Genomic DNA, 18,563 nt, shown 5'->3' with positions numbered 1-18,563 from the left:
GAGTCTGATGGTGGAGGGCGTGGGTTGACCCTTGTACCGTGTGGAAAGTGGCGTGCTGCGGGGGCGGAGGGGGGCGGGGGCTTTCGATGGTTAGCGTGGAACGGGGAGGCGGGTGGAGGGAGGCGCGGGGCGGGAGGGGCGGCGGCGGAGCGGCGGCGGAGGGGGCCCAGGGGGGGGCGCGTCAGTTCGCAGACGCCGACCACGGCCAGGGCGAGCGCGGCGCCGGCGACGAGGGCGACGGACAGGGCTCGGACGGTGCGGCGCATGACAAGGGCTCCTCGGCGGACGGGCGGGCTGACGGTGGTACGGGCGGGGCCGGTACGGACGTCGGCCGGGGGCCGTACACGGCGGCGCCCGCGGCTGCGGGGCCGTGCCCCTCGCAGCCATCACAGCCCGCCCCGGCGCCCGGCGCGCGCGGCCGGGCCCCATTCGCGGGACACGGACGCCCGGCCGGGTGACGGGGCGGGACCGGCGCGGGTCCCGGGGCCGAAGGAGGTTTTCCGGCCCCTTCACCGGTCACTCGACAGGAACTGACCGGATCGTCCGCTTCGTACCCCACCGGGGAGGTCCTTCATGAGCACGAAGGTGTCCGACCACGTCCTGGAACGTCTGCGCGTCTGGGGAGTGGATCAGGTCTTCGGCTACCCGGGCGACGGCATCAACGGACTGCTCGCAGCCTGGGGCCGCGCCGAGGACCAGCCACGGTTCATCCAGTCCCGGCACGAGGAGATGTCGGCGTTCGAGGCGGTCGGGTACGCGAAGTTCAGCGGCCGCATCGGAGTGTGCACGGCGACGTCCGGGCCGGGTGCGATCCACCTGCTGAACGGCCTGTACGACGCGAAGCTCGACCATGTGCCGGTGCTGGCGATCGTCGGGCAGACCGACCGCAGCGCGATGGGCGGCTCCTATCAGCAGGAGGTCGACCTGCACACGCTGTACAAGGACGTCGCCTCGGAGTTCGTGGAGACGGTGACGGTGCCCGAGCAGCTGCCGAACGTGCTGGACCGGGCGATCCGTACTGCCTACGCGCGGCGCTGCCCGACCGCGCTGATCATCCCCGGTGACGTGCAGGAGCTGGACTACTCACCGCCGACGCACGCGTTCAAGATGGTGCCCTCCAGCCTCGGCGCGAGCGAGTGGACGGCGACCCCCTCGGACGACGCGGTGCGCCGGGCCGCGGACGTGCTCAACGCGGGGGACAAGGTGGCGATCCTGGTCGGTCAGGGCGCCGCGGGCGCGATCACCGAGGTGCGGGAGATCGCCGAGCTGCTCGGCGCGGGCGTCGCCAAGGCACTGCTCGGCAAGGACGTGCTCAGCGACGAGCTGCCGTACGTCACCGGGCCGATCGGGCTGCTGGGCAGCAGGCCCTCGTACGAGATGATGCGGGACTGCGACACGCTGCTGACCATCGGGTCGTCGTTCCCCTACACGCAGTTCATGCCGGAGTTCGGCAAGGCGCGCGCCGTGCAGATCGATCTCGATCCGCACATGATCGGTATGCGATACCCCTACGAGGTGAACCTGGTCGGCGACGCCAAGGCGACGCTGCGGCGGCTGATCCCGCTGTTGAAGAGCGACCGGGGCGGCCGGGAGTGGCAGGAGACGATCCGCGCCAACGTGCGGCGCTGGCACGAGACGATGGAGCGGCGCGCCGGGCTCGCGGCGGATCCGATCAACCCCGAGTACGTGGCGCGGGCCCTCGATCCGCTGCTGCCGGACGACGTGATCCTCACCTCCGACTCGGGTTCGGTGGCCAACTGGTACGCGCGGCACATCACCATGCGGCCGGGCATGCGCGGTTCGCTGTCCGGGACGCTCGCGACGATGGGGCCGGGGGTGCCGTACGCGATCGGCGCGAAGTTCGCGCATCCGGACCGGCCGGTGGTCGCGCTGGTCGGCGACGGCGCGATGCAGATGAACGGGCTGGCGGAGATGATCACCGCGGCGAAGTACCGGGACCGCTGGACGGACCCCCGGCTGGTGGTCGCGGTCTGGAACAACCAGGACCTGAACCAGGTGACGTGGGAGATGCGGGCCATGGAGGGCGCGCCGTCGTTCCTGCCGTCGCAGGAGATCCCGGACGTGCAGTACGCGGCGTTCGCGCGCACGCTGGGCCTGGAGGGCATCCGGGTGGAGAAGCCGGAAGCCGTCGAGGCGGGCTGGCGGGCGGCGCTGGAGGCGGACCGGCCGTGCGTGATCGAGTTCCTGACCGATCCCGCCGTACCGCCGATCCCGCCACACGCCAGCTGGGAGCAGATGCAGTCCACGGCCACGGCGGTCCTCAAGGGCGACGCGGACCGGGGGTCGGTGGTCAAGCAGGGGCTGAAGGCGAAGGTGCAGGAGTTCCTGCCGGGCCGGAGCAAGCAGTAGACACCGGGCGCGGTCCGCACGGGGCGGGCCCGGTGTCGGCGGGGCCGCACCGGGTACGCGGGTGCGGACTTTCTACCCCGGGAGGGAGACATGCAGCGAGGCAGTGACCGGCTGAACGTCCACCGGGACGACGAGATGAAGCACGAGCTGAAGGGGCTGCTGAGGTCCGGGCACCCGACGCGGGTCGAGGAATGGAACGACCCGGAGCCCGCCGCCGACGACGACCCGGAGGTCACGGGCGGCCCGGTGGGCGGCCTGGGCTCCCCGGCCTCCCTGGAGCGGGTGCGGCTGGAGCTGGCCCGCAGCCTGGGGCGCTCGGCCTTCCCGGCACGGGCGGGCGAGCTTGTCTCGGCCCTGCGCCGGGACAACGCCCCGGACCCGTTGGTGGACGCGGTGGCGGGGCTGCCGCGCGGCGAGCGGTTCCGCAATGTGCAGCAGTTGGCCGAGGCCCTGGTCGGCGGCGAATGAGGCGGGGCCGGTCGGCGCGGACCGCACCGGGCGCCACGGTGGACGTCGGTGACGTCACCACCCGGTTCCCCCGGTACGGGCCGCCGCCCGGCCGGTTCGCGCCGGGGCTCGCCGACTGGCCGACGCCACGCCTGTGAGGCGGGGTGCCCCCTGTTGACGGCGGCGGAGGCCGGCGTGCCCGTCGCGCGCGCTCGGCGGGCTGCCTGGCGGGCGTCGGCCTCGCGGCCGGCGGGTGCGTACCGCTGCCGTACGGCGAGGAACTGCCGCGCTGCCGCCGTGCGGGCAGAGCAAGGATGCGGCATCCCGGGCCGTCGAGGACGCCCGGGGGTGCCGGGAAAGGAATACGAGGATCATGCGTATCGCATTTCTGGTGGCGCCCGAGGGCGTCGAGCAGGTCGAGCTGACCGAGCCGTGGAAGGCGGCGTCGGACGCGGGGCACGAGCCGGTGCTGGTGTCGACCGAGGCCGGGAAGGTTCAAGGCTTCAACCATCTCGACAAGGCGGACACCTTCGACGTGGACGAGGTGGTCGGCGAGACCTCCGCGAACTCGTTCGGGGGGCTGGTGCTGCCGGGCGGAGTGGCCAACCCGGACTTCCTGCGGCTGGACGAGAAGGCCGTGGCGTTCGTGAAGGACTTCTTCGACCAGGGACGCCCGGTCGCGGCGATCTGCCACGCGCCGTGGACCCTGGTGGAGGCGGACGTCGTACGGGGCCGGGTGCTGACCTCGTGGCCGAGCCTGAAGACGGACATCCGCAACGCGGGCGGCACCTGGGTCGACGAACAGGTCAAGATCTGCGACCACGGCTCCAACCAGCTGGTGACCAGCCGTAAGCCGGACGATCTGAAGGCGTTCTGCAACGCGTTCCTGCATGTGTTCGCCGGCGAGGCCGGCTGAGACCTGCCGAGACGTCGCAGGCGGGAAAGGGCCGGCCCGGCGGGACGGCCCTTTCCGTCGCGCGGACCGGGTCAGGTGCCGGACGGTCCCGGGGTCACCGACTCGCCGCAATGGCGGTCCCGGGCGCCCTCGCGGGTGCGCCCCGCGCTCACCAGGCGGCGTGGGTTGCGGCGCAGATACTCGCCCTCCAGCTGCGCCATGCGCTCGTTGTGGGCCCGCAGCGCGTCGTTGGAGCCGTACAGGAGGGCGTCGTGACGCGTGCGGTGGATCGTCTCCAGCTCCTTCATGAGCTGCTGGTCGTCCAGTCGGCTGGGGTCGACTCCGGTCATGGTGGTGCCCCGCTCGTCGTGTCCGTTCATGGGGTCCGGGTACCCGCCAGGCGTGCACTGCCCCCAAGCGGTTTCCGGGAGGAATCCATGGAGCTCGCGTTCCTGAATCCACTGTACGAACAACCGGGGTCCTGGGCCTCGGCGTACGTGGACCTGTCCCGGCAGGACGAGGACACGGCCCACCGCCGGCATCTGACGGCGGAGGCGGTGGCGCGGCGGCTGCGGGAGCAGGGCGCCGACGAGCCCACCTGCCGGGCGGTGTACGAGGCCGTGGAGGACCTGCGGCACTCCTCCGAGCGGTACGGACGGGCGCTGTTCGCCCGGGACGGCGAGGTGGTCCTGGAGGTGCCGCTGACCCAGGGCCCGCCGGACGGCCTGGTGCACTGGGGCACGCTGCCGCGGGTGACCCCGCTGCTGGACCTGGCCGGGGAGGACCCGCTGTCACTGGTGGCGTACGTCGACCGCACCGGAGCCGACTTCGAGCTGCGCAGCGCGCTGCGGCAGGAGGAGGCCGGGGAGGTGGCGGGCCGGCAGTGGCCGGTGCACCGGTCGAAGGCGGCCGACTGGTCCGAGCGGCACTTCCAGCTGAAGGTGGAGAACACCTGGGAGCACAACGCGCGCGAGGTCGCCGGGGCGCTGGCCGACTGCCAGGCCGAGACGGGCGCCGACCTGCTGATCCTGTGCGGTGAGGAGCGGGAGTGCCGCGCGGTGCGCGAGCAGTTGCCCCGGCAGCTCGCGGACCGGGTGGCGCAGGCCTCGCACGGGCGGGGCAGCAGGCTGCTGGACCGCGAGGTGGAGGAGATCCGCGCCGCGCACGTACGGGACCGGGTGCTGGCGGAGGTGGACCGGTTCCGGGCGGCGCGCACGCCCGACGAGGAGCGGCGGGCGGCGGCCGTCGAGGGCGTGCCGCGGCTGATCGAGGCGGCGCGCGAGCACCGGCTGGCCGAGCTGCTGATCCGGCCGGAGGCCCCCGACACGCACCGCGAGGTGTGGATCGGCGAGGACCCCGACCAACTCGCCGCCCGCCGCACCGAGTTGCGCGACCTGGGCGAACAGGACTCCTGGCCGGCCCGCGCCGACGACGCGCTGGTGCGCGCGGCCGTGGTGACGGACGCGCCGGTCCTGTCGCTGACCCCGGTGCTGGAGGAGACCGGCGACGAGATCGCGACGGGCGGCCTGGGCGGGCTGCTGCGCTGGAGGTGAGCGCGGCGCCCGGCCCGGCGGACCGGCCGTGAGGGGGCGGCCCCGCTCAGGGCCCCGCTCAGGGCCCCGCTCAGGGCCCCGGCCATGCGTCCCGGGTGTGCCCGGTCCTACCGCGCCCGCTCCACCCTCCGTTCGTCCCACACCGGTTCCCGGGTCTCGCGGACGCGACCGTCGCTGCCGAAGACGAGGAAGCGATCGAAGGAGCGGGCGAACCAGCGGTCGTGGGTGACGGCGAGGACCGTGCCGTCGAAGGCCTCCAGGCCCTCCTGGAGGGCCTCGGCGGACTCCAGGTCGAGGTTGTCGGTGGGCTCGTCCAGCAACAGGGCGGTGACGCCCGCCAGTTCGAGCAGAAGGATCTGGAAGCGGGCCTGCTGGCCGCCGGAGAGGCGGTCGAAGGTCTGCTCGGCCTGCTGGGTCAGTTCGTAGCGGCGCAGCCGGGACATGGCCCGCCCCTGGTCCTGGGCGTGCTCCTGCCACAGGATGTCCAGCAGGGTGCGGCCCTGGAGTTCGGGGTGGGCGTGGGTCTGCGCGAAGTGGCCGGGCACCACGCGGGCGCCGAGCTTCCACTCCCCCGTGTGCGCGACGTCCTGGCCGGCCAGCAGCCGCAGGAAGTGGGACTTGCCGGAGCCGTTGGAGCCGAGGACGGCGACCCGCTCGCCGTAGAACACCTCCAGGTCGAAGGGTTTCATCAGCCCGGTCAGTTCGAGTCCGGCGCAGGTGACCGCCCGCACTCCGGTACGGCCGCCCTTCAGCCGCATGGTGATGTCCTGCTCGCGCGGCGGCTCCGGGGGCGGCCCGGCCTCCTCGAACTTGCGCAGCCGGGTCTGCGCGGCGGCGTAGCGGGACGCCATCTCGTGGCTGACGGCGGCGGCCTGACGGAGGTTCAGGACCAGCTTCTTGAGCTGGGCGTGCTTCTCGTCCCAGCGGCGGCGCAACTCCTCGAAGCGGGCGAAGCGTTCGCGGCGGGCCTCGTGATAGGTGCCGAAACCGCCGCCGTGCACCCAGGCGTCGGCGCCGGCCGGTCCCGGCTCCACGGAGACGATCTTCTCGGCGGCGCGGGCGAGGAGTTCGCGGTCGTGGGAGACGAACAGCACCGTCTTGCGGGTCTCCTTGAGCTGCTGCTCCAGCCAGCGCTTGCCGGGCACGTCGAGGTAGTTGTCCGGCTCGTCCAGCAGCAGCACCTCGTCGGTGCCGCGCAGCAGCGCCTCCAGCACCAGGCGTTTCTGCTCGCCGCCGGAGAGGGTGCGCACCTGCCGCCACTGCGCGCGCTCGTACGGCACCCCGAGCGCGGCGGTGGTGCACATGTCCCACAGGGTCTCGGCCTCGTAGCCGCGCACCTCGGCCCAGTCGGCCAGCGCCTGCGCGTAGGCGAGCTGGGCGGCCTCGTCGTCCACGGTCATGACGGCGTGCTCGGCCTCGTCCACCGCCTTCGCCGCCTCGCGGATACGGGGCGGGGCGACGGAGACCAGCAGGTCGCGCACGGTCGTCTCGTCGCGGACGGAGCCGACGAACTGGCGCATCACGCCGAGCCCGCCGCTGACGGTGACCGTCCCGCCGTGCGGCTTCAGCTCGCCGGAGATCAGCCGCAGCAGGGTGGTCTTGCCGGCGCCGTTCGGGCCGACCAGCGCGACGGCCGCGCCCTCCCCGACCCGGAAGGAGACATCGCCGAGCAGCGTCCTCCCGTCGGGGAGGTGGTACTCGAGGTGCGCGGCTTCCAGATGTCCCATGAGGCGGCATTCTCCGGGCCCGGGGCCGGTGGCGGCAAACCGTTATCGGGCCGCACGCCCTACCCGGCGGGACCGAGCGGCTCGCCGGTGGGTCCGGGGGCGCCCGGCGGCCGGAGCGTGGTGGCCTCCCAGGCCAGGGCGTGCCAGCCGGTGGCCGGGCTGCCCTCCAGGGTGACCATGCCGGTGTTGGCCAGCGGGCGGGCGGCGGCGAAGGCGATGTCGACGTTGACGGCGCGGGCGGCGGTCCACACGCGGATGGCGGCGCCGTGGCTGATCATCGCCACGGTGCCGGCGCCGCTGCGGTACGCCTCCTCGATCACGGCGTCGTAGCGGGCCAGCGCCTCCGCGCCGCTCTCCCCGCCGGGGACGCGCAGCGCGGTGTGCCCGGCGGACCAGGCGAACACGGTGCGCAGGTAGGGCGCGGCCTCCGGCGCGTCGCCGGGCAGCATCTCCAGGTCGCCGGCGGACAGCTCGCGGATGCCGTCACGGACGGTCACCGGCAGGCCGCGGGCGGCGGCCAGCGGGGCGGCGGTCAGCCGGGTGCGGAGCAGCGGGGAGGCGTAGACGGCGCCGATGTCCTCGCCGGCCAGCGCCCGGGGCAGCGCGCCGGCCTGGGCCGCGCCGAGCGGGGTGAGCCCGGGCCCCGGTGCGGCGGTGTCCAGCAGGTGGCGCACGTTGGAGGGGGTCTGGCCGTGGCGGATCAGGAGCAGGCGCATCCGGGCGTTCTCCTTGCGGCGTCCCGGTGGTGTCCGCGCGGTGCGGGGCGCGCCGCCGGCGGACGGTGGTACGCACAGCACGGTGGTGTCGGAAACGGTGGTACGGAGAGCACGGTGTACCGGACACCCTGGAGCCCGAAGGCCCGGGGGTACAGAAAACCGGCACTTCAGGGTAACCGCAGCCGTATGAGCCCGGACATGGACCAGAAGATGACCCCAGATGTGGACCTGACGTCCGCGAAGGACACCCTGCGCCCGCTGCTGACCGCCGACGCCCGGCTGTTCGAACGGGCCGCCCGGTGGCGCTGGCCGGGGGCGGAGCGGGTGCTGCCCCGGCTGAGCCGCAGCGCCAACCACGGAGTGCTGTGGGGCGCGGTGGCCGTCGCCCTGGCCGCGAGCCGTACGCCCCGGGCCCGGCGGGCCGCGGTACGGGGCCTGGCCTCGCTGGCCGTGGCCTCCGCGACCGTGAACACGCTCGGCAAGCGCTCGGTGCGCCGGGCCCGGCCGGTGCTGGACCCGGTGCCGCTGGGACGCAGACTGAGGCGGCAGCCGGTCACCACCTCCTTCCCCTCGGGGCACGCGGCCTCGGCGGCCGCCTTCGCCACCGGGGTGGCCCTGGAGTCCCCGGCGTGGGGCGCGGCGGTGGCCCCGCTGGCGTTCTCGGTGGCCGCGTCCCGGGTGTACACCGGGGTGCACTTCCCGAGCGACGTGCTGGCCGGCGCGGCCCTCGGCGCGGGCGCCGCCTTCCTGGTACGACGCCTCGTGCCGGCCCGCGCGGCGACGGTGCCCACCGCCCGGCCGCGCGCGGAGGTGCCCGCGCTGCCGGAGGGCGAGGGTCTGGTGATGGTCGTCAACCAGGGCTCGGGCACCGCGGAGCGGGTGCGCGGACTGCGGGGCGCGCTGCCGCGGGCGGAGATCGTGGAGTGCGCGCCCGAGGAGACCCGGGACGCGCTCGCGAAGGCGGCGGTGCGGGCGCGGGTGCTCGGGGTGTGCGGTGGCGACGGCACGGTGAACGCGGCCGCCGGGGTCGCCCTGCGCCACGGTCTGCCGCTGGCGGTGCTGCCGGGCGGCACCCTGAACCACTTCGCCCACGACCTGGGCGTGGAGGACGAGCGCGACCTGGCCCACGCGGTGCGGCGGGGCGAGGCGGTCCGGGTGGACGCGGGCCGGTTCGTCACCGACGGCGCCGAGGGCCTGTTCCTGAACACGCTGAGCCTCGGCGCCTACCCGGAACTGGTGCGCGCCCGCGACGCCTGGTCGCACCGGATCGGCGGCTGGCCGGCCGGGCTGCTGGGCGCGCTGCGGGTGCTGCGCACCGGCCGGCACCCCCTGGAGGTGGAGGTCGGAGGTGCCCGGCGCCCCCTGTGGCTGCTGTTCGTCGGCAACGGCGTCTACCACCGCATGGGGCTCGCGCCGGGCCGTCGTACCGATCTGGCGGACGGGCTGCTGGACGTGCGGGTGGTGCACGGCAGCGGCCGGGCCGCGCTGCGGCTGCTCGCGGCGGCCGCCGCCGGCCCGCTCACCAGGTCGCCCGCGCATGCCGCCGTACAGGTGAACCGGCTGCGGCTGACCGGGCTCGCGCCGGGCACCCCGCTGGCCTACGACGGGGAGGTCACGGACGCCTCGGGAGAGGTGACGGTGGAGAAGCTGCCGGAGGCGCTCACGGTCTACCGCCCACTCGACTTCTGATTCCTGACGCCCAGTCAGTCCACATAGCAAAACGGGGGTCTCACCATTCGGCATGCGCGCGTACCGTGATCCGCACAGCCGAAGAAGGAGAGCAGTCATGCCGAAGGCGCAGGAGACCGCCGTCTACACGCATGGGCACCACGAGTCGGTGCTGCGTTCACACACCTGGCGCACCGCCGCCAACTCCGCGGGCTACCTGCTCGGTTCCCTCGAACCGCACATGCGCATCCTGGACATCGGCTGCGGCCCCGGCACCATCACCGCGGACCTGGCCGAGCTGGTGCCCGACGGCCGGGTCACGGGTGTCGACCAGGCGCCGGGCGTGCTGGAGGAGGCCCGGCGGACGGCCGCCGCGCGCGGCCTGGACAACGTCGACTTCGCGGTCGCCGACGTGCACGCCCTGGACTACCCGGACGACACCTTCTGCGTGGTCCACGCCCACCAGGTGCTCCAGCACGTGGGCGACCCGGTGCAGGCGCTGCGCGAGATGCGGCGGGTGACCCGGCCGGGCGGGTTCATCGCCGTCCGCGACGCGGACTACGCGGCGATGACCTGGTACCCGGCGGTGCCGGGCCTGGACGACTGGCTGGCGCTGTACGAGCGGGTGGCCCGCGCCAACGGCGGCGAGCCGGACGCCGGGCGCCGGCTGGTGTCCTGGGCGCGGGCCGCGGGGCTGCGGGACATCACCGCGACCTCCGGCACCTGGACCTTCGCCACCGAGGAGGAGCGGGCCTGGTGGAGCGGCCTGTGGGCGGACCGCACGCTCGCCTCCGCCTACGCCGAACGGGCGGTCGAGGGCGGACACGCCACCCCCGACGAGCTGCGCGCGGTGTCCGAGGCCTGGCGGGAGTGGGGGCGGCAGGAGGACGGCTGGTTCGCCGTCCTGCACGGCGAGATCCTGTGCCGCAAGGAACGGCCCGGGGAGCGCGAGCGGGACGGCGCCGACCGGAACTGAGACGGCTCAGTCGCGGGGCAGCAGCGGGCCCAGCGGCCCGAGGTCCAGGTTCAGGTCCTCGGGCCGCAGGCCGTAGCGGTCGCGCAGCTCGGCCATCCGGTCCTCCAGCAGCATCAGCGTCAGGCCGATCCGCTCCTCCTGCTCCTCGGTCAGGTCCCCGGTGTCGAAGCGCCGCACGGCCTGCCGTTCCATCAGCTGGCGCAGCAGCTCCACCACCGTGAGGACCAGTTTCACCAGGTCGCGCTCGACCGTGTCGGGTTCGAGGTCGAGCCGCTTGCGGGAGGTCATCGCGACCCCCCGAGGGGCAGTTCGAAGGGTGAGGGCACGGTCTCGTTGACCGAGCTGATCAGCGCGTTCAGGTCGATCCGGACCAGGTCCACGTCGGCGATGCGCAGCGTGACGTCACCGGTGATGACGACACCGCCCGCCAGCAGCCGGTCCAGCAGATCGACCAGCGCGATCTCCCGGCGTTCCACGACGGTCACCGCGCCTCCCCCGCCGTCACGCCGCCGCCGTCCTCGCGCGTGCCCTCCTCGCTGAACCCGCTGAACGAGTACGCGGCCCAGGGCCCGGTCAGCTCCACCCGCAGCCCGGCCGTCTCGTCCTTGGTGCGGTCCACCAGTTCCACGAACCCCTCGGAGCGGTCCCGCGGCACCAGATAGGCCGCGTTGAGCACGTTGCGGCCCCGCGCGCCGGACAGCGCCGCGTTCTGCGGGGGGTGCAGCCGGCAGTCCTCGGCGCGCGCGCACAGCCGCTCGTGCAGGGACTGGGCGAACGCCTCGGCGGCCTGGAGGTCCTCCTCGTGGGCGCGGGTGTCCGCGCGGCGGCGGCGCAGGTAGTCCCGGCCGCTCATGGGCCGGTCGGCCGGCGCGGAGGACTCCGTCTCGGCCGGGGGCGGTTCGGTGAACACCTTGACGCCCCACTCCACCCGGCCCTCCAGCCGGTCCAGGGCGCGCAGGAAGTCGGCCTCGCGGGCCTCGATCATGCTGCGCACCCCGCTGTCGTCCCGGAAGACGGTGGCCAGGCGCAGCGGCAGCGGCGTGGTGACGGTGGTGAGCGCGTCGATCACGCCCTGGTGGGCGCGGGCGGTCGCGGCCAGCCAGTCCAGGTCCTCCAGATGCGCCTTCAGCGCGTCCTCGGCGAAATCCGCCTCGGGGACCGTGCTGACGACGGCGATCAGCCCGTGGTGCCGCAACAGGGCCGGCGGCGCCCCGCCGATGCCCGTCAGCTGGGCCTGCAGGGGCGCCCCGAGGGGGCGGCAGACGGCATAGACGTAGCGCAGCCCGGTCGTCATGGCGCCTCCTTCCGTGTGCTGCCCGGCTCCAGCTCCTCCAGCCGGGCCAGCCGCTCTCTCAGCTCGGCGTTCTCCCGCGCCAGCTCGTCCCGGCGGGCCCGGGACGAGAGGGCCGGGTCCGTCTCCCACCAGTCGATCCCCATCTCCTTGGCCTTGTCCACCGAAGCGACGATGAGCCGCAGCTTCACCGTGAGCAGTTCGATGTCGAGCAGATTGATCCGGATGTCGCCGGCGATGACCACACCCTTGTCGAGGACGCGTTCGAGGATGTCGGCGAGGTTCGCCCCCGAGCTGTGCCCGTAGGGTTCGGCGAAGCCGCCGGACCTCGGTGCGGGCGTCGTCATCGACGGCCCCCGCGCTCCGCGTACTCGGGCTCCTCTTCCTCTTCGTCCTCCTCGTACTCGTCCTCGTACTCGCCGTCCTCGTCACCCTCGGCCGCTTCGGGTTCCTCCTCCTCGTCCTCGTCCTCGTACGGGCCCTCCTCCTCGTCCTCGTACTCCTCGGGCTCCTCGGCGTCCTCGGACTCGTCCGGTTCCTCCTCGCGCCCCTCCGGCTCGCCCGTCTCCTCCTCGGGCTCCTCGGACTCCTCGGACTCCTCGGATTCCTGGGCCTCCTCCTCCGCCACCGCGTCCTCGTGGCTGCGGACGACCTCGCCGTCGCGTATCTCACCGCGCCAGCCGTCCTCCGCCTCCGCCCTGAGGGTGATGAAGCGGGCGAAGTGCTTCAGGTCCAGCCTGGCCCGGCGGCCCTGGGCGCGCCACAGATTGCCCGTCTTCTCGAAGAGGCCGCTGGGGTAGTACTCCATGACCAGCAGGATCCGGGTCAGGTTGTCGCCGAGGGCGTGGAAGGTGATCACACCCTTGGTGCTGCCCTTGGCGCCCTCGGAGGTCCACTGGATGCGCTGGTCGGGGATCTGCTCGGTGGTGGTGGCCTTCCAGCTGCGGCTGGACAGGAAGATCTTCGCCTGCCAGTCGGTCTTGGTGTCGTCGGCGCGCGAGACGCTCTTGACGCCCTTGGCCCAATTGGAGAAGTCCTGGAACTGGGTCCACTGGTCGTAGGCGGTGCGCAGCGGCACGCCCACGTCGATGAACTCCATGATCACGGTGGGCTTGCTGCCACTGCCCCGCTTGCCGCCCTTCTTGCCACCGCCGCCGCCGAGACTCTTGAACGCATCGGTCACGCTGTCCTTGGCGCGCGAGGCGCCCAGTTCCAGCGCGGTGCGCAGCGGGCCCTTGCCCTCGGCGAGCTTGCGCCCGCCGTCCAGCGCGAGCTTGGCGAAGCCCGGGCTGTTGCCCTCGGCGATGTCGTTCAGCTTGCCCGTGGTCTCGCCCAGCTTGCGGCCGAGACCGGTGAGCAGCCGCTCGGCCTGCGCGGCCAGGTACTCCTGTGCCTCCGACTTCAGCCGGTCGGCGGCCTCGCTGTGGGCGAGGTCGGTGAGCGGGTTGTTCCCCGCCGCGTCCTTGGCCCGCCCCGCGGCCGAGGTCGCCGATCCCAGGGTCTCGGTCATCGTTCATCGCCGCCCTTCGCGGACCCCGCACCGCGGGAGCCGGCCGGCTTCTTCGCGGTCGGCTCGCGGCGCGCGGCGGTCTTCTTGCCCGCCGTCTTCTTCGCCGGGCCCGTGCGCTGCTGCGAGCCCGTCTTCCTGGCCGGTGCCTTCTTGGCGGCCGGCTTCTTGGCCTGGGACTCCCCGGCGCTCTTCCCGTCCCGCGGCTCGCGGTCCCCGCCGTCCTCGCGCTCCCCGCCGTCGCCGCGGTCCTCGCCGTCCTCGCGCTCCTCCTCGGAGCCGGTCGCCGACGGGGCCGCTCCGCCGCGCATCTGGGCGGTGCGGTCGTGCAGGCGGTCGGCGAGGCTGCTCATCTGGCGTTCGACCATCGCCCCGGAAGCCGCCTTGCCCACCCCGCGCAGATCCGCGCGGAGCTGGTCGCCGATCTCCTTGAACTGCGGGTTGTCGCTCAGCTGCCGGCGGGCCAGCTCGGCGAGCGCGCCCGGGCCGAGGTTGAGCTTCTTGCCCGCGACCAGCGAGCCGACCGCGAGCGCCATCTTCAGCTTCCTGGTGCGTCCCAGGAGATATCCGGCCCCTACGGCGAGGCCCAGTGTCGTCCGGTTCATCGTCCCGTTCCGTTGCCTGTGGTGTCGCCGGGGCCCTGCATGGCCTCCAGCCGGTCGAGCAGTTCGTCCTCGCGCCGGTCGAACTCCTCCTCGGTGATCTCGCCCGCCGTCAACTGCTGCTCCAGGCGGGCGAGTTCGGCCCGTACGGTGGCGGGGTCGTAATAGATCCGTTCCGCCTCTCGGAGCACCTGGTTGATCGCCCATCCGCTGCCGCGCACCGGCGCGAAGGGCAGCAGCAGCACTTCCTTGATCAGTCCCATGGAGTCCTCCTTCCGTCCGGGCCGTCCGCCGCCCGTCAGGGAGCCGCGGCGGTGACGTCCGCCGGCTGGGCGGGTCCCGGTTCGACGAAGCTGTACGGCGGCAACGGGCCGTTGAGCCGCAGTTCCAGGTGGGGATGGTCGGCGCGGACCCGGTCCACGGCCTCCAGGAAGTCCCCGGCGCCGTCGCGGGCCACCAGGAACGAGAGGTTGAGCAGCCAGCCGGTGGACTGCGGTCCGGCGCTGACCGCGGCGGCGGCCGGCTCCAGCAGGCTCCGCACCTCGGCCGCGTCCTCGGCCTCCCGGGCCTTGACGGCGCCCGCGACCATCTCGCCGAGGCGGATCTTGTCGTCGTAACTCCCGCCGCCCGCCTTGCGGTTGGCCTCGGCGAGGGCACGCAGCTCGGGCTGCTCGGCCATCACCAGGTGCAGCACGGCCTCCTCGACGTGGTTGGCCTTGACGTTGTACTCGACCTTGCCGTCCAGAGCCGCGAGGCGTTCGCGGTAGTGGTCGGCGCGTTCGTCGAGGACCTGGGTGACGGTGTCGTCGTCGGGAGCGACGTTGCCGAAGCGCATCGGCAGCACACAGCCGGCCGCGCCGGCCTCGGCGAGCACGTTCTGGTGCGCCAGCAGATCCCTGCGCTTGGGGCGCAGCCCCTCGGGGGCGTCGCTGACGAGGGCGGCCAGGTCGCCCTGGGTGAGGACCCGCACGAGCCGGGCCGGCTCGCCCACGCCGGTCGTCCCCTCGGGGAGCGCCGGGTGCGAACGGGCGGTGATCCCGTAGACGTACGTGCTCACTCCTGCTCCTCCTTGCGGCGGGCCGGGGCCTTGCGGCGGGGCCGGGCCTCACCCTCGTCTCGGGCCTGCTTGAAGGCGTCGGATATGGTCTCGGCGGCACCGGACAGCGCGCCCTTGGACTTGCCGCGCGCGCCGGATTCGGTGACCTGGCCGACCACATCGGGCAGGCCGGGGCTCTTGTTGGGGCCGGATTCGAGATCGAGGCGGTTGCACGCCTCGGCGAAGCGCAGATACGTGTCCACGCTCGCCACGACGACCCTGACGTCGATCTTCAGGATCTCGATGCCGACCAGGGAGACACGCACGAAGGCGTCGATCACCAGGCCGCGGTCGAGGACCAGCTCCAGGACGTCGTAAAGTCCGCTGCTGCCTCCGCCGCCGGTCTGCTGTGCCGGGACTACGGTCATGCCGGCCGTTCCTCCTCCTGAATAGCTGTGAGTGGGTCGGGGTGGGTCGGATGCCGGGGCCGGGCGGTCCTAGTGCCCGCCGGACCGGGGATCGGCCCTGCCGCGCTCGTAGCGGCGGACCCTGCGGTAGCCGGTGAGCTGTCCGTCCGGGTCGAGTTCGACCAGGTAGCCGCCCATCAGGCTCATGGTGTCCGGCACGCGGGACAGCTCCAGCACCTCCACCTCCAGCGACCAGCCGTCCTCGGTCTGCTCGAAGGAGGAGACCGACTCGGGCACCAGCCCGGTCAGCTCGGCGAGCTGCGCGCGGGCCTGGCGCAGAACCTCCATGGGGGTGGGGCTCCGGTCGCCGCCCTTACGGGACGCCCCGGAATCCTCCCGGGAATCCTTCTTCTTCTCTCGGTGCGTTTCCTGCTCGGTCTCCTCGGGTTCCTCTTCGGTTTCCTCGGGTTCCTCTTCGGTCTCCTCGGGCTCCTCTTCGGTCTCCTCGAGTTCCTGCTCGGGCTTTTCCCGGATTTCCTGTGAATTTCGTGTTCGCGATGTGCGATGTGTGTTCGACATGGCCACCTCTTCCTGCGGGTGGCCGCTCAATCCCAGGCCAAACCTTCACGCCCGGGCCGGCCCCGCGACCCTCGCCCGGTTCACTGCACCACGGCCTCCTCCACCAGCAGCTTCGCCGCCGCGGCGATGCCCAGCGCGTCGATGCCGGCGGCGTGCAGCTGCTCGTCAGGGGCGGCCGAGCCCGGCATCGTGCGCACCCCGAGCCGGACCAGCCGGGGCACCGGCCGGCCGTCGCCGAACGCCTCCGCGACCGCGTCCCCGAGACCGCCCTCGGGGTGGTGGTCCTCGACGGTGAGCAGGCAGCCGGTGTCCTCGGCGGCCCGGCGCAGCGTCTCGCCGTCGACCGGCTTGACCGAGTACAGGTCGATCACCCGGACCGCGATGCCGCTCTCGGCGAGCCGGTCGGCGGCCGCCAGCGCCTCGGGCACGGTGACCCCGGCGGCGACGATCGTCAGCCGGTCCTCCTCCGAGGAGCGCAGCGTCTTGCTGCCGCCCACCCGGAACTCCTCGTCGGGGCCGTAGAGCACCGGTGTCTTGCCGCGCGAGGTGCGCAGATAGCGGATGCCGTCGAGACCGGCCATGGCGGCGACCAGCCGGGCGGTCTGGTTGGCGTCGCACGGGTAGAGCACCGTGGAGCCGTACACGGAGCGGAACATCGCGAGGTCCTCCAGGCCCATCTGGGAGGGCCCGTCCTGCCCGATCGCCACCCCGGCGTGCGAGCCGACCAGGTTGATCCCGGAGCCGCTGATGGACGCCATCCGCACGAAGTCGTGGGCGCGGGTGAGGAACGCGGCGAAGGTCGCGGCGTACGGCACCCAGCCGCGGGCCGCCATCCCGACGGCGGTGGCGACCAGTTGCTGCTCGGCGATGTAGCACTCGAAGAAGCGCTCCGGGTGCTCCTTGGCGAACTGCTCGGTGCGGGTGGAGTCGCCCACCTCGCCGTCCAGGGCGACGATGTCGCCGCGGGCGGTGCCGAGCGCGGCGAGGGCGGCACCGAAGGCGTCCCGTGTGGCCACCTCGTCCCCCTCGTCGTAGCGCGGGAGCCGGATCGCCTCGGTGGTGCGGTCGCGCAGCACGGCGGCGGCCGGCGGCTCGTTGACGCGGATGTGCAGCTCCCGGCGGCCGCCGAGTTCGGTGATGGCCTCGTCGGCGTCGGGCAGCGGCTTGCCGTGCTGGCCCTCCCGGTCCTCCACGGCGGCCACGCCCTTGCCCTTGAGGGTGCGGGCGAGGATCACGGTCGGCTGTCCGTCGGTGGACAGCGCCTCCCCGTACGCCCGGTCGACGGCGTCGGGGTCATGGCCGTCGATCTCGATGGTGTGCCAGCCGAAGGCCTGGAACCGGCGGGCGTAGGCGTCCAGGTCGTGGCCGTGCCGGGTGGGGCCGCGCTGCCCGAGCCGGTTGACGTCCACGATCACCTTGAGGTTGTCCAGCTCCTCGTACCCGGCGTGCTCCGCGGCCTCCCACACCGAGCCCTCCGCCAGCTCGCTGTCCCCGCACAGCACCCACACCCGGTAACCGGTGCGGTCCAGGCGCTTGCCGGCCAGGGCGATGCCGACGCCGACCGGCAGGCCCTGGCCGAGGGAGCCGGTGGCGGTCTCCACCCAGGGCAGTCGGCGGGGCGTCGGATGGCCCTCGAGGCGGCTGCCGAGCTTGCGGAAGGTGACCAGCTCACCGTCCTCGATGGCACCGGCCGCCTTGTACGCGGCGTACAGCAGCGGCGAGGCGTGGCCCTTGGACAGCACGAAGCGGTCGTTGGCGGGGTTCTCGGGGCGCTCGAAGTCGTAGCGCAGATGGTGCGCGAGCAGGACGGCCACCAGGTCGGCGGCGGACATCGAGGACGTCGGATGCCCGGAGCCGGCCGCGGCGGCGGCCCGTACGCTGTCGACGCGCAACTGCTGGCCGAGTTCTGCGAGTTCGGCGGTCTTCATGGTTCTCCTTGCACGTAGTGGTGGGTATGTCATGGCGGGTGCGCGCGGGTTCACCGCGCCGGAGGGCCGGGCGGCTCGCGCGGCAGTCCGGCGAGGGCGGCTCCAGCGGGGCGGCCCAGGACCGTACGAGGTCCGACCGCACGCTTCGGCGCGGCAGTACGGCGGCCGGCGGCCGGTCGGCGGCCACCCGCAGGCGGCCTTGCGGCGGGGCGGGCAGGTGGCAGGCGCGGGTGTCCGCGCCTGCCGCCGGCCCGGACAGCGGGATGCCGAACGGGTCGGCGGCGGCCCGGGCGCCGCCGAGGTCGACGGCGAAGCCCGGTTCGCGGTGGCGGCACGGGCGCCGGCGCCGGCCGAGACCGCGCGAGGCGGCCGCGTTCGCCCCGGCGAGCCGGGCGGTCATGGAGGTGAGCGCGCCGGGCCTGTCCGGGTCGGGCACGGCCGCCGCGTCCCCGCACGCGGACACCTCGGGCCGGCCGGGCGGCCCCGCGTACGGGGCGACGATCACCCGGCCCCGCTCCAGCGGCTGCCCGACCGCTGCCACCAGCGGGCCGGGGCGTACCGACCCGGACGGGCGCACCGTCGGCCGCACCGGCCCGGACGGCGGTACCGGCACCCTCGGCCACGACCGCCTGGTCCGGTCCGCCCCGCCCGGCGCCAGGCACAGGCCGTGCCGGGTGCCGGGCAGCGACACGGTGACCCCGCGGGCCGCCGGGACACCGGCGGCGGCCTGGGGCGGCAGGGGCAGGTACGGGAAGTGGTCGGTGGGGTTCAGCAGGGTGATCCCGGCCCGGCCGCGGGCCGGGCGGGCCGGTGTGCGGGCGGCCCGGCAGCCGGCGGAACCGGCCCCGACGATCACCACGC

Annotated in this window: 20 protein-coding genes and 1 pseudogene; 7 read left to right on the top strand and 14 right to left on the bottom strand. The window is 73.8% G+C overall.

Annotated elements, in window-relative coordinates; translation table 11 throughout:
* Positions 1–573 precede the first annotated feature (573 nt).
* From FRZ03_RS18450 to FRZ03_RS18435, 3 genes are all read left to right on the top strand, one after another.
* Positions 574–2,370, top strand: a complete 1,797-nt coding sequence (locus FRZ03_RS18450) for a thiamine pyrophosphate-requiring protein (protein WP_146466263.1) — start codon at positions 574–576, stop codon at positions 2,368–2,370.
* 90 nt (positions 2,371–2,460) lie between these two features.
* A complete protein-coding gene (locus FRZ03_RS18445; protein WP_146466262.1) occupies positions 2,461–2,838 on the top strand; it encodes a DUF2795 domain-containing protein in 378 nt (125 codons plus the stop codon).
* 352 nt (positions 2,839–3,190) lie between these two features.
* Positions 3,191–3,733, top strand: a complete 543-nt coding sequence (locus tag FRZ03_RS18435; protein WP_146466261.1) for a type 1 glutamine amidotransferase domain-containing protein — start codon at positions 3,191–3,193, stop codon at positions 3,731–3,733.
* Positions 3,734–3,804: 71 nt separating this feature from the next.
* On the opposite strand, the gene FRZ03_RS18430 is transcribed toward FRZ03_RS18435, so the two are convergent.
* Positions 3,805–4,092, bottom strand: a complete 288-nt coding sequence (locus FRZ03_RS18430) for a DUF6158 family protein (protein ID WP_146466260.1) — start codon at positions 4,090–4,092, stop codon at positions 3,805–3,807.
* A 57-nt stretch (positions 4,093–4,149) separates the two neighbouring features.
* Here FRZ03_RS18430 and FRZ03_RS18425 point away from each other — a divergent pair, with 57 nt between their 5' ends.
* The gene (locus tag FRZ03_RS18425; RefSeq protein ID WP_146466259.1) at positions 4,150–5,265 is read left to right on the top strand and encodes a baeRF2 domain-containing protein; all 1,116 of its coding nucleotides are present in this window, start codon (positions 4,150–4,152) and stop codon (positions 5,263–5,265) included.
* A 107-nt stretch (positions 5,266–5,372) separates the two neighbouring features.
* Here the strand turns inward: FRZ03_RS18425 and FRZ03_RS18420 are convergent, their stop codons facing one another.
* Both FRZ03_RS18420 and FRZ03_RS18415 read right to left on the bottom strand, forming a co-directional pair.
* On the bottom strand, positions 5,373–6,992 hold the full coding sequence (locus FRZ03_RS18420) for an ABC-F family ATP-binding cassette domain-containing protein (protein WP_146466258.1): 1,620 nt from the start codon (positions 6,990–6,992) through the stop codon (positions 5,373–5,375).
* Positions 6,993–7,051: 59 nt separating this feature from the next.
* Positions 7,052–7,708 carry a histidine phosphatase family protein gene (locus FRZ03_RS18415; RefSeq protein WP_146466257.1) on the bottom strand — a complete coding sequence of 219 codons (657 nt, stop codon included), beginning with the start codon at positions 7,706–7,708 and terminating at the stop codon, positions 7,052–7,054.
* A 210-nt stretch (positions 7,709–7,918) separates the two neighbouring features.
* On the opposite strand from FRZ03_RS18415, the gene FRZ03_RS18410 reads away from it, so the two are divergent.
* The gene (locus FRZ03_RS18410) at positions 7,919–9,397 is read left to right on the top strand and encodes a bifunctional phosphatase PAP2/diacylglycerol kinase family protein (RefSeq protein ID WP_146466271.1); all 1,479 of its coding nucleotides are present in this window, start codon (positions 7,919–7,921) and stop codon (positions 9,395–9,397) included.
* 97 nt (positions 9,398–9,494) lie between these two features.
* A complete protein-coding gene (locus FRZ03_RS18405) occupies positions 9,495–10,352 on the top strand; it encodes a class I SAM-dependent methyltransferase (RefSeq protein WP_146466256.1) in 858 nt (285 codons plus the stop codon).
* 6 nt (positions 10,353–10,358) lie between these two features.
* Here FRZ03_RS18405 and FRZ03_RS18400 read toward each other — a convergent pair whose 3' ends face one another.
* The 10 genes and pseudogenes from FRZ03_RS18400 to FRZ03_RS40385 form a co-directional block, all read right to left on the bottom strand.
* The gene (locus FRZ03_RS18400; protein WP_146466255.1) at positions 10,359–10,640 is read right to left on the bottom strand and encodes a gas vesicle protein K; all 282 of its coding nucleotides are present in this window, start codon (positions 10,638–10,640) and stop codon (positions 10,359–10,361) included.
* A complete protein-coding gene (locus FRZ03_RS18395) occupies positions 10,637–10,837 on the bottom strand; it encodes a gas vesicle protein (RefSeq protein ID WP_146466254.1) in 201 nt (66 codons plus the stop codon). Before FRZ03_RS18395 ends, FRZ03_RS18400 begins: the two co-directional genes overlap by 4 nt.
* Complete coding sequence (locus FRZ03_RS18390) at positions 10,834–11,646, bottom strand: GvpL/GvpF family gas vesicle protein (protein ID WP_146466253.1); 813 nt, start codon at positions 11,644–11,646, stop codon at positions 10,834–10,836. Before FRZ03_RS18390 ends, FRZ03_RS18395 begins: the two co-directional genes overlap by 4 nt.
* The gene (locus FRZ03_RS18385) at positions 11,643–11,990 is read right to left on the bottom strand and encodes a gas vesicle protein (protein ID WP_146466252.1); all 348 of its coding nucleotides are present in this window, start codon (positions 11,988–11,990) and stop codon (positions 11,643–11,645) included. Before FRZ03_RS18385 ends, FRZ03_RS18390 begins: the two co-directional genes overlap by 4 nt.
* Entirely contained in the window at positions 11,987–13,153 is a 1,167-nt protein-coding gene (locus FRZ03_RS18380; protein WP_146466251.1) for an SRPBCC family protein, read from the bottom strand. Before FRZ03_RS18380 ends, FRZ03_RS18385 begins: the two co-directional genes overlap by 4 nt.
* Positions 13,150–13,755, bottom strand: a complete 606-nt coding sequence (locus FRZ03_RS18375) for a DNA primase (RefSeq protein ID WP_146466250.1) — start codon at positions 13,753–13,755, stop codon at positions 13,150–13,152. Before FRZ03_RS18375 ends, FRZ03_RS18380 begins: the two co-directional genes overlap by 4 nt.
* On the bottom strand, positions 13,752–14,015 hold the full coding sequence (locus tag FRZ03_RS18370; RefSeq protein ID WP_146466249.1) for a gas vesicle protein GvpG: 264 nt from the start codon (positions 14,013–14,015) through the stop codon (positions 13,752–13,754). The genes FRZ03_RS18375 and FRZ03_RS18370 overlap by 4 nt, the downstream gene beginning before the upstream one ends.
* A gap of 35 nt (positions 14,016–14,050) precedes the next feature.
* Positions 14,051–14,809: a GvpL/GvpF family gas vesicle protein gene (locus FRZ03_RS18365; RefSeq protein ID WP_146466248.1), complete on the bottom strand. Its 759-nt coding sequence runs from the start codon at positions 14,807–14,809 to the stop codon at positions 14,051–14,053.
* Positions 14,806–15,216, bottom strand: coding sequence for a gas vesicle structural protein GvpA (locus tag FRZ03_RS18360; protein ID WP_070023517.1), 411 nt, complete (start codon positions 15,214–15,216; stop codon positions 14,806–14,808). Before FRZ03_RS18360 ends, FRZ03_RS18365 begins: the two co-directional genes overlap by 4 nt.
* Positions 15,217–15,285: 69 nt before the next feature.
* Positions 15,286–15,558: pseudogene (locus FRZ03_RS40385) on the bottom strand (gas vesicle protein GvpO); the annotation flags it as partial.
* 57 nt (positions 15,559–15,615) lie between these two features.
* On the opposite strand from FRZ03_RS40385, the gene FRZ03_RS40380 reads away from it, so the two are divergent.
* Positions 15,616–15,738, top strand: coding sequence for a hypothetical protein (locus FRZ03_RS40380; RefSeq protein WP_261399245.1), 123 nt, complete (start codon positions 15,616–15,618; stop codon positions 15,736–15,738).
* Between the two features lie 116 nt (positions 15,739–15,854).
* Here FRZ03_RS40380 and FRZ03_RS18350 read toward each other — a convergent pair whose 3' ends face one another.
* The gene (locus FRZ03_RS18350; RefSeq protein WP_146466246.1) at positions 15,855–17,702 is read right to left on the bottom strand and encodes a transketolase; all 1,848 of its coding nucleotides are present in this window, start codon (positions 17,700–17,702) and stop codon (positions 15,855–15,857) included.
* Positions 17,703–18,563 lie beyond the last annotated feature (861 nt).

It is taken from the genome of Streptomyces misionensis (assembly GCF_007896895.1).
GTDB lineage: Bacteria > Actinomycetota > Actinomycetes > Streptomycetales > Streptomycetaceae > Streptomyces > Streptomyces misionensis_A.
This window is presented reverse-complemented; position numbering and strand designations above follow the sequence as displayed.